This is a genomic window from Paracraurococcus ruber (assembly GCF_004353985.1).
Taxonomy (GTDB): Bacteria; Pseudomonadota; Alphaproteobacteria; order Acetobacterales; family Acetobacteraceae; genus Paracraurococcus; species Paracraurococcus ruber.
This window is the reverse complement of record NZ_SMOA01000187.1, coordinates 1-11,376: the sequence shown is the minus strand read 5'-3', so window position 1 is coordinate 11,376 and position 11,376 is coordinate 1. Positions and strand designations below refer to the sequence as shown.

Annotated in this window: 9 protein-coding genes and 2 pseudogenes; 3 read left to right on the top strand and 8 right to left on the bottom strand. The window is 70.6% G+C overall.

Annotated elements, in window-relative coordinates; all coding sequences use genetic code 11:
• Nucleotides 1-106 (top strand): annotated as a pseudogene (locus tag E2C05_RS23285) (IS5/IS1182 family transposase); the annotation flags it as partial.
• A gap of 2 nt (nt 107-108) precedes the next feature.
• On the opposite strand, the pseudogene E2C05_RS23280 reads toward E2C05_RS23285, so the two are convergent.
• From E2C05_RS23280 to E2C05_RS23250, 8 genes and pseudogenes are all read right to left on the bottom strand, one after another.
• Nucleotides 109-1,224 (bottom strand): annotated as a pseudogene (locus E2C05_RS23280) (IS256 family transposase); the annotation flags it as partial.
• 329 nt (nt 1,225-1,553) lie between these two features.
• Nucleotides 1,554-1,886 carry a hypothetical protein gene (locus E2C05_RS23275; RefSeq protein ID WP_133222037.1) on the bottom strand — a complete coding sequence of 111 codons (333 nt, stop codon included), beginning with the start codon at nt 1,884-1,886 and terminating at the stop codon, nt 1,554-1,556.
• A gap of 390 nt (nt 1,887-2,276) precedes the next feature.
• On the bottom strand, nt 2,277-2,405 hold the full coding sequence (locus E2C05_RS35195; RefSeq protein WP_274607324.1) for a hypothetical protein: 129 nt from the start codon (nt 2,403-2,405) through the stop codon (nt 2,277-2,279).
• 282 nt (nt 2,406-2,687) lie between these two features.
• Complete coding sequence (locus E2C05_RS23270) at nt 2,688-3,680, bottom strand: ABC transporter substrate-binding protein (RefSeq protein WP_133222036.1); 993 nt, start codon at nt 3,678-3,680, stop codon at nt 2,688-2,690.
• A gap of 81 nt (nt 3,681-3,761) precedes the next feature.
• On the bottom strand, nt 3,762-5,621 hold the full coding sequence (locus E2C05_RS23265) for a cache domain-containing protein (RefSeq protein WP_133222038.1): 1,860 nt from the start codon (nt 5,619-5,621) through the stop codon (nt 3,762-3,764).
• A 234-nt stretch (nt 5,622-5,855) separates the two neighbouring features.
• A complete protein-coding gene (locus E2C05_RS23260) occupies nt 5,856-6,566 on the bottom strand; it encodes an IS6 family transposase (RefSeq protein WP_133222035.1) in 711 nt (236 codons plus the stop codon).
• Between the two features lie 23 nt (nt 6,567-6,589).
• Nucleotides 6,590-9,220 carry a putative bifunctional diguanylate cyclase/phosphodiesterase gene (locus E2C05_RS23255; RefSeq protein ID WP_133222034.1) on the bottom strand — a complete coding sequence of 877 codons (2,631 nt, stop codon included), beginning with the start codon at nt 9,218-9,220 and terminating at the stop codon, nt 6,590-6,592.
• A 28-nt stretch (nt 9,221-9,248) separates the two neighbouring features.
• Complete coding sequence (locus E2C05_RS23250; RefSeq protein ID WP_133222033.1) at nt 9,249-10,151, bottom strand: NHL repeat-containing protein; 903 nt, start codon at nt 10,149-10,151, stop codon at nt 9,249-9,251.
• A gap of 349 nt (nt 10,152-10,500) precedes the next feature.
• On the opposite strand from E2C05_RS23250, the gene E2C05_RS23245 reads away from it, so the two are divergent.
• Nucleotides 10,501-11,082, top strand: a complete 582-nt coding sequence (locus E2C05_RS23245; RefSeq protein ID WP_158292320.1) for a GGDEF domain-containing protein — start codon at nt 10,501-10,503, stop codon at nt 11,080-11,082.
• Nucleotides 11,083-11,155: 73 nt separating this feature from the next.
• Complete coding sequence (locus E2C05_RS33305; RefSeq protein WP_158292319.1) at nt 11,156-11,305, top strand: hypothetical protein; 150 nt, start codon at nt 11,156-11,158, stop codon at nt 11,303-11,305.
• The last annotated feature ends 71 nt before the right edge of the window (nt 11,306-11,376 follow it).

Sequence of the window (11,376 nt, the reverse complement as noted above, 5' to 3'; positions counted from 1 at the left end):
TCGGCTCGCCAAGGACTGGGAGTGCCTGAACCGGTCAGGCCTGTGCTTCCTGCGCTGGGCCTCCGTCCGCCTCATGCTGCGAAGGCTCTGCCAAACCAGAACATGATCCCGGATGGACTCTGAGGCGAGCAGGGCCCAGAACAGCATGGCCGCGGTCTCTGCTGACGGCAGCACGGTCTGCGTCTTGATGCGGCGCTTGAACTCTTCGTCGAGCCGCTCGATCGCATTCGTCGTCCGGGCCGACTTCCACTGGCTCGAGGGCAACCGGGTGAAGGCGAACAGCGCCTCGCCGACCTCTTCCAGGCTGTCGGCGACGGCCCGACACTTCAGCCGCCACTTGCGCAGGAACGCCCGCCGCCGCGCCTCGATCTCCTTCGCGGTCTCGGCGTAGATCATGTCCGTGTAGTCTGCCGAGGCCTCCTCGTGCAGCCGGTCCGGCGCGTGGGCGAGGAGGTTGCGGTGCTTGTGGACCGTGCACCTCTGGGCCGGCACCGCCGGCCAGAGCGCGGCCAGCGCCTTCTCCAGGCCGGCCGCGCCGTCGGTGATCAGGAACTCCGGGGTGCGCAGCCCGCGGGCGACCAAGTCGTCCAACACCGCCCGCCACGCCGCCTCGCTCTCCCCGCCCATGCTGCGGATGGCGAGCAGCACCTTCTGCCCGTCCCGGCGCACGCCCAACACCACCAGCAGCGACACCGAGGTCGCCTTGCGGTCCAGCCGGACCCGCACGACGGTGCCATCCAGGATGAGCCGGACGATGTCCTCGCTACCGAGGTCGCGCCAGCCCCAGGCGTCCCAGTCCACCTTCACCTTGCGCCAGGCGCGGCTGACCACGTCCTTGCCCACCGCGCCGCGGAACAACGCCACCAAGGCCCGCTGCATCCGCCGCGTGTTGGTCCCGGCCAGGTAGTCACCCGCGATCAGCGCCTCAAGCTGGCGGGTCCGCCGGGCGTAGTGCGGCAGCACCGCGCTGCGCCATTCCCGGCTGCCGCCGTCCTCGGCCCGCAGCCGGGCCCGCGGCACGGTAAGCTCGACCGCCGCGAAGCAGCCCGTCAGCTGCCGCGTCCGGTGGTCATGCCGGTGCCCAACAGCACCGCCAGCCCGCTCGTAGCGACCACGGCCCAGCGCCGCCTCGAGTTCCTGCTTCACCAGTTCCTCGATCAGGCCGCGGATCCGGTCCCGCAGGCCGGCCTCGATCGGGTCGAACTAGGCCTCCCCGCCAAACAGCCCCTGCTCGGCAGGCCCCTTGCTGCTATCCTTGCCATGGCGTGGTCTCCGCCGGCGCGCCAACGCCAGAGTCGGTTTGTGGAACAAACCGGAGACTACGCCGCCCGGATTTCCCACCACACCCGCGACGGCACCGCCGATGCCTTTTGCGTCGTCTGTAGCGATATCCATAACGTCGTCCGCAAGCCCACTGCTCCAGGCTGACCCAGCACATCCGCAGGCACCCAGGGAAGAAGGGCCCGGAACGGCCGCTTACAGCTGACCTGCGGGATCATGCCCCCGGCGGGTGAGGAGCACCGTGTGAACGATGCTCCTCCGACAAATCAGCATTACCGCCGGGCCACCATCGTCCCAGACGGTGTTTCAGGACCATACGCGATGATTGGACTGCCTCCATCATTACCAAAGATCGAGGCGACGCCGGTGTGGCCAGCACTACCCTCCGGCGTGCCTGAGTAGGCCACGCTGTATCCGGTGCCCGAGTTGGTCAGGCGAGCCGTCCCGTTGGACCAGCCCGAGTGATCTGCCTGGATGGCCTGCTGGCGGATCGCCTCGGTGACGACTTGCAAGCCGGCTCCTTCGCTGCCGTCGGCTCTGGCCTGCGGCACTGCCGACGCAATGCTCAAGGTCATGATGGCCAGGACGAAAAATTTTTGTGCCATTTTCGTAACTCCCTACGCTTTTTACGACAAGGGGAAGTTAGAGCATGGCTCGTTCGGGCGATGTGTTCGGCCGCACAAGCAGAACTGTTCCGATGCAGATCGGGAGGCAGGAATGTAGCTGTCACAAACTGAGGCACGCCAGCGTCTGTCTGAAAACCGGTGGCGGCATCGGCTGAACGCGGCCCGCAACTTACGTCGTCAGCTTTGGCGCGAGACCTGACAGAATCCGCAGCCGCACGTCGCCGAAATCCTGCGCCGTGGCGGGCAGCGCGGCGCAGAGCGCGAGCGCGGCAGCGGCAAGCATGGAACGCATCATGACGCGATTCTCTTCGAGGGCGCGGCCGGCGTCCCGGCGTCCGCGCGCGGGGCCGGGACGCCGGGGCCCGGCGCTCACTGGGCGCCGATGGTGACAACCTGCTGGTCGGCGAAGGAGCCGCGGCCGGTGACGGCGTTGAGGTTGTGGCCGCCGAGCACCTGGTTGCGCGCGCCCCGGCCGGCGGCGCCGCCCATGGTCAGCACCTACTGCTGCGCGAGCGCCGTCCTGACATCGAAAGCGCCGATACCGCTCTGGCTGCGTGGATGCAGACCGCCAATGGAACCCTGCTCGACAGTTTCGCTCGCGGCCTCGAACGCGATAGGCAAGTCGTGGTCGCCACCATCGCCACGCCCTGGAGCACGAGCCCTGCGGAGGGCCAGATCAACAGACTGTCGGAGGGCGGGAAGAGCCGGGTCCGGAATAGCCGCCTGCCCGGAGCTGTGACGACGAAGCCGAATAGCCGAGCTATTCGACCACAAGCCGCCTCATTCGATGATGCCATCGGCCCGCACGATCAGCGATGGTGGCAGCGCCAGGCCCAGCGTATCCGCCGTCCGCAGATTCGCGACGAGTTCGAGCTTCGTGTTCTGCTGCACCGGCAGCTGCGCCGGCTTCTCCCCCCTCAGCACCCGCCCAGCATAGACCCCTGTCTGGTAGTGCGACCGCATGAAGTCGCCGCCATAGCTCATCAGGCCGCCGGCGACGGGAAAGTCCCGCGACTGCGTGATGGCCGGCAGCGCGTAGCGTGCGGAGAGCCCGGCGAGATGCTGGCTCCGGAAGGCGAAGAAGGGATCGGAAGTGAAGACGATCCCGCCGGCCCCGAGATCGCGCAGGGCCGGGAACAGGGCGTCGAGCTCCGCTTCGCGCTGCGCATGGATGACGTCCAGCCGCAGCCCGAACAGGCCGGCCGCCGCCATCAGCCTCTCGACCTGCGCCGATGCCGTCGGGCTGGTGGGGTTGACGACCGCGCCCAGGCTCGCGGCGCCGGGGGTCACCTCGTGCAGCAATTCCAGCCGCTTGGCGCTCGCTTCCACGCTCAGGCTCGAGACGCCGGTGAGATTCGCGCCAGGCCGGCTCAGGCTGTCCACGACCCCGAGCGCGACGGGGTCGCCCCCCATCTCGAACACGATCGGGATCCTCGACGTGGCCGATTTCGCGGCGAGCGCGACCGGGGCGCCCCCCGGCGCGATGAGCACCGACACCCGCTGGCTGACCAGATCGGCCGCGAGCGCCGGCAGCCTGTCGTAGCGGCCCTCCGCCCAGCGGAATTCGAGTGCGACATTGCGGCGCTCGGCATAGCCGGCATCCGCAAGGCCCTGGCGGAAGGCCTGGATGCGGCTGGCGAAAAGGTCGAGCGATTCCAGGCCGAGATAGCCCACCACCGGCAGGCCCGCCCGCTGCGCCCGCGCGGCGAGAGGATGCAGGCCCGCCGCCCCGAGAAGGGCCCCGAGAAGGGCCATGTGGTCCCGTCGCTTCACCCGACACCTCCTCCGCGCCCTTGCGGACCGGCACGCGCCCCCGCCGGACCAGGATCGGCGCAGCACGCGGCCTGCCCCAGATCAGCCCGGTCCTGCCGGCGTAGGCACGGCCAGGCCGGCTGCCGGCGAATCCTCGCTTACCGGTCCGTCGACCGGGCCGGGCAGGGCGGCCGGCCTGGCCATCCCGGACAGCGGTTGCTCCGCCGCGGCGGTCTCATTCGCCGCTGCAAAGACCACGATCCTGCCCTCGAAGCCGCGCACGTCGAGCGGCCCCACCGTGGTGATCGGGATGCCGGCGGCACGGCCGGCGGATGCCACGCCCTCATCGCACAGGACCTGGCCGTCCCGGGCGAGGGCGCAGAGCCGGGCGGCGAGGTTCACCACACTGCCGACCGCCGTGTAGTCCAGCCGCCCGGCGCAGCCGATGCTGCCGACCATGGCCGGTCCCATCGCCAGGCCGGTGCCGAAGCCGGCCGTGTGGCCGCGCCGCCGCCATTCGGGAAGCAGCGCCTGCATCGCCGCCTGCAGGTCGAGGGCGAGCTGCAGGGCCGTCAGCGCCGGGGTCGCGCAGCGGACGGGCGCGTTGACCAGCGCCATGAAGCCGTCGCCGGTGAAGCCGGTCAGGGTCGCGCCGTGCCGTGCGACGGCCGCGCCGAGGACGGCGTGATACTCGGTAAGGACGCGCATGACGACCTCCGGCTCCACCCGTGCCGCCAGGCCGGTGAAGCCGCGCAGGTCCCCGAACACCGCCACCACCTCCTGCCGGCGCCCCTCCAGCAGCCGGTCCGCGCCCGCCTGCTCGACGAGTTCGGCGACCTGCGGCGCGAGGAAGCGCCTGAGCCGGGCGATGCGCTCACCCTTCTCCTGCGAGGCCGCGAGTTCGGCGGCCATCTCGTTCACGCTGGTCGCCAGCCTTTCCAACTCGTCGCCGGTGCGGACCTCGATCCGGTAGTCAAAATGGCCGGCGCCGACGCGGCGCACGCCCGCTTCCAGCACCTGGATCGGCTCCGCCATGCGCCGCGCCAAGCCGAAGGCGAGGGCCATGGCGATCAGGGCGCCGAGCGCGAGCAGGCTGGCGGCACGCCAGGTGGCGGCCCGCACGACGGCGAAGGCCTCGGTCAGCGGCTGCGTCGTGACGACGGTCCAGTTCACGCCTTGGACCGGCAGGGCGATCGCGGCGACGTGGTGGCCGGCGGCATCGGTCGTCACCACCAGCGAGCCGAGGTCGCGGAGTGCGGCCGCCCGCAGCGCCTCGAAGCCGCGGATGGCCGCCTCGCCCCGCAGCACCAAGCTCAGATCGGGGTGAGCGATGAGCTGGCCACGATCGTCCAGGACGAAGGCATAGCCGGTCTCGCCGACGCGGATGGCGCTGACCACCTCCCAGACGAATTTGAGGTTGACCTGCGCAACGGCGACGCCCGCCGCGGCGCGGTTGCCGGCGACGGCGATGGTCATGTAGGGCTCGGACCCGCGCTCGAAGGTGACGGGCCCGAACCAGGCCGCGCCGTTGCCGCGCAGGGTGCCGGCGGCAGCCGGCCCCGCGGCGGGGCTCGTCCGGCGTCCGGTCCGGTCCAGCTCGAGGCGCGAGACGGCAACGCGCTCCTGTCCTGCCCCGTCCAGCACCGCCAGCGCGGCGATCGACGGAACCTGCCGCATGACCCGCAGCGCGTCGAGGCGGCGCGCCGCGTCCTGCCCCGTGCCGGCCTCCCACGGCAGTTGGACCGCCCAGCCGAGCGAATCCCGGATGCCGTCCAGGAAGACCTGGATCCGCTCGACCGCCAGGCGCGCTTCCGCCCGCAGCAATTCATCCACCCGCGCCCGCTGGTCCTGATAGCCGAACCACGCCTCACTCGCCCCGCCGATCATCACCGGGATGGCGATGGCCGCGGCCAGGTTCACGACGTAGCGGCGGAACAGCGACCTGCGCCGACCTGCACCCATGGCGGGCGGGTCGCCTTCGCGCGACGGCGCCGAGAGCGTTCGCATGGTGTTCCCCAATCCGGCCATGGGGTCACGGTGCCCGGGCCGGTTCAGGACAGGAGACTATCCGACAGTGCCCGGCTTGTAACCGCTTGCGTCGTGGCGGGCCGCAGCGTGGCGGCATCGGGTTGCCCGGCATTGTCACGTTGTTTGATGGGCAGTCGAGTTTGGCCGAAAGGCGGAGCTTGCGTGATCTCACGCCGCCGTTTGGCCACAAGTCTCCTGCCGCCAGATCCGAAAGGCGTTGCCGCGCGAACGGCGGTACTGATCGGCGGTCATCAAGTGGCGCCGCGGACGGAAGTGGCCATAGATCATCGCGTGCGCAGACAGGAACCGCTGGGCTTGTCCTGGTGACTTGAAGCGTTGCATCTGGCGCTCTCGCCGCCGCGTCGGTCTGTGGGAGTTCTCGGCCCGATTGTTGAGGTAGCGGCTGGTCCGATGCCGCACACCGGGCAGGACCTCGCGCTGCGCGACGCCGTAGCTGCGGAGCCCATCCGTGACGATCTTCCGTGGCTTGTATCTGAGACCAATCAGCAGGCGTTTGAAGAAGCGCTTGGCGGCTGTGGCGTTGCGGCGTTCCTGCACCAGGATGTCGAGCACGACACCGTGCTGGTCCACAGCGCGCCAGAGATAGAAGAGCTCGCCGTTGATCTTCAGGTAAACCTCATCCATGTGCCAGGTGTCGCCTGGCTTCGGACGCCGCTTGCGCAGCCTTGCTGCGAACTCCGTGCCGAAACGGAGGCGCCAGCGCCTGATGCTCTCGTAGCTGACCACCACGCCCCGCTCGGCCAGGATCAGCTCGATGTCGCGCAGGCTCAGGCTGAACAGGTGGTAGAGCCAGACTGCGTGGTGGATGACCGCGGCCGGGAAGCGGTAGCCGGGGTAGGTGGCGGGCTCGGTCGACATCCGACCAGCTTGGCCCCACCACTTCATTTCGGCCAGCGCTCAACAGCCTGACAATGCCCTCCCGTACCATGCGCCGCGATGACGGCGGCGAATTCCTCGGCCGGCATCGGGCGGCCGAAAAGGAAGCCCTGCGCCTCCTCGCAGCCCTCCTGCCCCAGCAGGGCCATCTGTTCCGCCTCCTCGACGCCCTCGGCGTTGGAGCGGATGCCGAGCGCATGGCTCATGCCGAGGACGGCGCGGATGATCGCCGCACTGTCCGAACCGCCGCTGAGGTTGCGGACGAAGGAACGGTCGATCTTGATCTTGTCGAAGCGGAACTTCCGCAGGTAGCCGAGCGAGGAGTAGCCGGTCCCGAAATCATCCATGGCGATCGAGACGCCGAGCGCGCGCAGCTCGGCGAGGATCGCCAGCATCTCCTCGGTGTCGTTCAGCAGGATGCTTTCGGTGATCTCCAGCTCCAGGCGCGACGCGGCGAGCCCACTCTCGGCCAGCGTCTCCCGCACCTTGGCGACGAAGCCGGGCTGGCGGAACTGCACCGGCGAGACGTTCACCGCTATCCGGCGCAGCTCCGGCCAGCCGGCCGCCTGCCGGCAGGCGGTCCGCATCACCCAGTCGCCGATCGGGACGATCAGGCCGGTCTCCTCGGCCAGCGGGATGAACTGGTCCGGGCGGATATCGCCGCGGACGGGGTGCTGCCAGCGGATCAGCGCCTCGGCGCCGACCAGCCGCAGCCCGTCGGTGCTGACTTGCGGCTGGTAGTGCAGCCGCAGCTCGCCCTCGGCCAGGGCCCGGCGCAGATCGGCCTCCAGCGCCTTCCGCTTCAGCAGGCGCAGGTTCATCTCCTCCTGGAAGAAGCGGAAGATGCCGCGCCCCTCCTCCTTCGATCGGTAGAGCGCAACGTCGGATTCCTGGATGAGGATGCCGGGATCGACCGCCATGCCCGCGGCCGCGCGCATGGCCACGCCGATGCTGATGCCGATATTGGCCTGGTGGCCGTCGAGGTCGAAGGGCTCCGCCACCGTGGCGATGATGCGCAGGCACAGCGCTTCCGCGTCGATGGGCTGCGACACGCCGCGCTGCACGATGGCGAACTCGTCGCCGCCGAGCCGCGCCAGCGTATCGCTTTCCCGCAGCGTGGCCCGGAGGCGCGTGGCGACCTGCACCAGCAGGCGGTCGCCGGCGGCATGCCCGAGCGAGTCGTTCACCTCCTTGAACTTGTCGAGGTCCAGGTAGAGCACGGCCACGGCGCCGCCTTCCCGATGACATTCGGCGAGGCACTGCGTCAGCCGGTCGCGGAACAGGGCACGGTTCGGCAGCCCGGTCAGCGCGTCATGCGTCGCCAGATGCGCCGTCCGCTCGAGCACCGAGGCGGCGGCCGAGCCTATGTCGTCGCGGCCGAGCAGCCCGGCAAGGCTGGTGACCGAGCGGCCTTCCGCCATGGCGGCGACTGCCTCGTTCAGCCGCTGCAGCGGCGCGGTGAGCCGCCGCGCGGAGGCGAGGCCGAGGCAGAGGGCGAGGATGGTCGCGCCCAGCCCGGCGGCGAGCAGACCGGCCAGCGCCTCGCGCGACCACCGCCTTGCATCCGCCGTCACGCTCTGCTCCAGCGCCAGGGTCTGCCGCGCGACCTCGGACAGCAGCCCGCGGAGATCCTCCTCGACATCGATCAGCGCCATCCGGCAGACCTCGGCGCCCGCGGCGGCGGCCAGCGCCTCCCGCTGCCGGGCGAAGGCGCCGCCGGACCCGAGCAGCGCCGTGCGGATCTCGCCGAGCGCCGCGGCTGCGTCGCGCGCCTGCTCCGCCTGGCCCACCCCCTGCAGCCGGCCGGCCAGCCGGCGCAGATAGACGCCGCCATTGCGCAGGATGCCGGCCACCTCCGCCTCGATGCCGTCCAACGTGGCGGCGCTGCGCTGCACCGCATGGCCCGCCGCGGCCTCGTCCAGCTGCACCAGACCCTGCAGCAGCCGGTCGGCGCCGATGAGCCGCGGATAGATCCCGGTCAGCACCTCCGAAAGCACGCCCGCGAGCGATTCCGTCGTGGCCGTCTGCGCCTGCTCCGTCGTCTTGGCCTGTTCTTCCGCCAGCGTCATCTGCGCATTGGCCCTGGCGGCGACATCGCGCAGCATGCCGTCCATGCGCTGCCGCGCGGCGCGGAAGACGCCGAGCCGCTCGTCGCGGGCGGCCGCGGCGGCGAATTCGGCGCGATCCGCCGCGAGCAGGGCGGCGGCGAGCCGCATCGCCTCCGCATGCGCGCGCTCGGCCCGGGCGATCGGCAGGTCCACCCCGGCCTGCCCGGCGAGGACGCGCAGGCGCGCAATGGCCGCCGCCCAGTCCCGGCCGATGCCGTCCAGCCGGGTGCCGATCGCCTCCGGATCGGCCCCGCCAACGGCGGCTCCCTGCCGGGCGAGGCGCCCCGAGAGCCCGACCTGCAGCGCGTCCCGCAGCGCGTGCAGGTTCCCGACCAGCGCCCCGCTCTCGACCCGCATCGGCGTGACGGAGCCGGTGAGGAAGGACACCTGTTCCCCCGCCATCATCAGAAGGTAGACGCCACCGGCCGCGGGGAGCCCCATGACGAGGGCGGTTGCCAGGAAGGCGGCGGTGAGCCGGCCGCGCAGGCCGAAGACGGCGTCGAGACGAGGCGGCAGGGGGATGCGCATGGGATCGGCTTCGCTTCACGCCCGGAAATCAACCGGCGAGCGCCGGACGGAAGACCTGCACGCGGTTGTTGCCGGTGTCGGCCAGGTAGAGCAGGCCGGTTTCGGGATGGCAGGCGATGCCGTGCAGGTTCAGGAATTCCTCGGGGCCGGAACCGCGCCGGCCCAGCATGCCGAGCCAGCGCCCGTCACGGTCGAAGGCCTGCACGCGGTCATTGCCGATCTCCGTCACCCAGGCGCGGCCGGCCGCGTCCAGGGCGATGCCGGCGGGCGACCGGAACTGGCCCGGCCCCGTGCCGGTGCCGCCCCATTGCGCCAGCGGCATGCCGTCCCGGCCGAGGACCTGGACGCGGTCGTTCCGCAAATCGGTCAGGTATAGCCTGCCGTCCGGCCCCGGCTTGATCGCCTCCGGCGTGTCGAACTCGCCGGGCGCCCTGCCCTTGCGACCGAAGGCGAAGTCGAACCGGCCGGTCAGGTCGAAGACGCTGACGCGATGGTTCTCAGCTTCCGGCACGTAGAGCCGGCCGCCGGCGATGGCCATGAATTCGGGCTTGGCGATCTGGCCTGACGCGGCGCCGTGCCCGGCGAAGCTCGCCACCCAGCGGAAATCGGCGTCGTAGACCTGGATCAGGCCGGTCGCGTAGTCGGCGACGAAGACATTGTCGTCGGCATCCACGGCGATGCCCTCCGGTTTCTCCAGATTCGCCTCCTCCCCGCCCTTGCCGCCGAAGCGTCCCTGGAAGCATCCGGTCGCGGCGTCGAAGACCTGCACCCAGGCATGCGCCGCATCGGTGACGAGCAGCCGGCCATCCCGCGTGAAGGCGAAATCCTCGACATAGCCGAACTGCCCCTCGCCTGAGCCGGCGCTGCCGAAGGAGAAGAGATGCTCTAGGATCGGCGGCGATGTGGCGGCCGCAGGGCGGATCCCGGCCATGACCAGGCCGGCCGCCGCCAATCCCCGGAGCGCCGTCCTGCGTGTGACCTGGTACCGCACGTGAAACCCCTTCGGCCGCGATGGCCCCTGTCGGGGCAGGCCGGAATCATAATCTGTGTCGCGCGGCCGGTGCCCCGCGGTCGTGCCTCGATTACCGCGCGGCGTGTTGCCGCGAGACACCGCCGCGCCGTACGCGACGGCGGTCTGATTCGGCGATGGCCGTGGCGTGCGGCAATCCCCAGCGCCATGCCATGTCATGCGGCAGCGACGCGACTGCCGGGCCCACCTGATCGGGCCGGAGGCGGAGCGCCCGGATCAGCCCGGATTTGCTTGGCTGCGGCCAGGAAAAATGGGGGAGTTGAACAGGTTAAAACCCTGGCAATCGCGTCGGGCTTTCTGGCGGCAGGCAGCAAACCGGGTCATGGCCGTGATTATGGATCAACAGCGGGCGGATCGGCGCGACCCCCTGACCGGCACCGCCACGGCCGAGGCCATGCTGCATTTTGTCGAAGCGGCGCTCGATGTCTCGAATTTCGAAGGCCCGTCCGTGGCCGTCATCGCGCTTGGGCTGGACGGCCTAGATGCGGTCGCGGCGTCCGATCCGGACAGCATCTTGTTGGGCGTGGCCGACCGGCTGCGGGCCGGGGTGCGGGCGCATGATCTCGTCGGCCGCCTGCCGCAGGGCTTCGTCATCTGCCTGCCGGAGGTGTTCAGCAGCGGCGTCCATAAGGCGGCGCACCGGCTGCAGCGCCTGGTTGCCGGCGCGGCACTGCCGACCGCCGCCGGCCCGGTCAGCCTGGGTTGCAGCATCGGCCTCGCCTTCGGCCGCGGCCCCGGCAGTTCCGCCCGGGACCTGATCGCCTGCGCCACCGCGGCCCTCGCCGATGGGCAGGCCGGTGGGGGCGGCAGAGCTATGCCCGAAATTGGGTGATGGCGGGCTGAGAGAGGCGGCGTATCGAGGCGGGTGACGAGCCTGCCAGAACCTCCCGGAGGAGCGATACGCCATGACGAGCGATACCACGGTTGTTGCCCTGCGTCAGCCAGATGAGGTGGCTGACCCGCTGACGGCGGTGCTGCGGAGCGGCGCCCGCCGGCTGCTGGCTCATGAGACCTGTGCGCGGGTGGACGGCGGGCCTCGATTTCTGGCTGTTTGAGGCACTGAACGCTGCCGGGAACTGCAGAATGCCGATTTTGCGGCGTGCCGGACGTGAGCCGGACAGACTCC

What these genes read in the sequence shown, in the direction of transcription:
- E2C05_RS23260 (WP_133222035.1), bottom strand. Translation starts at nt 6,566, where the DNA reads ATGTCGACCGAGCCCGCCACCTACCCCGGCTACCGCTTCCCGGCCGCG.
- E2C05_RS23245 (WP_158292320.1), top strand. Translation starts at nt 10,501, where the DNA reads ATGGGGGAGTTGAACAGGTTAAAACCCTGGCAATCGCGTCGGGCTTTC.
- E2C05_RS23275 (WP_133222037.1), bottom strand. Translation starts at nt 1,886, where the DNA reads ATGGCACAAAAATTTTTCGTCCTGGCCATCATGACCTTGAGCATTGCG.
- E2C05_RS23255 (WP_133222034.1), bottom strand. Translation starts at nt 9,220, where the DNA reads ATGCGCATCCCCCTGCCGCCTCGTCTCGACGCCGTCTTCGGCCTGCGC.
- E2C05_RS33305 (WP_158292319.1), top strand. Translation starts at nt 11,156, where the DNA reads ATGACGAGCGATACCACGGTTGTTGCCCTGCGTCAGCCAGATGAGGTG.
- E2C05_RS23265 (WP_133222038.1), bottom strand. Translation starts at nt 5,621, where the DNA reads ATGGGTGCAGGTCGGCGCAGGTCGCTGTTCCGCCGCTACGTCGTGAAC.
- E2C05_RS23250 (WP_133222033.1), bottom strand. Translation starts at nt 10,151, where the DNA reads ATGGCCGGGATCCGCCCTGCGGCCGCCACATCGCCGCCGATCCTAGAG.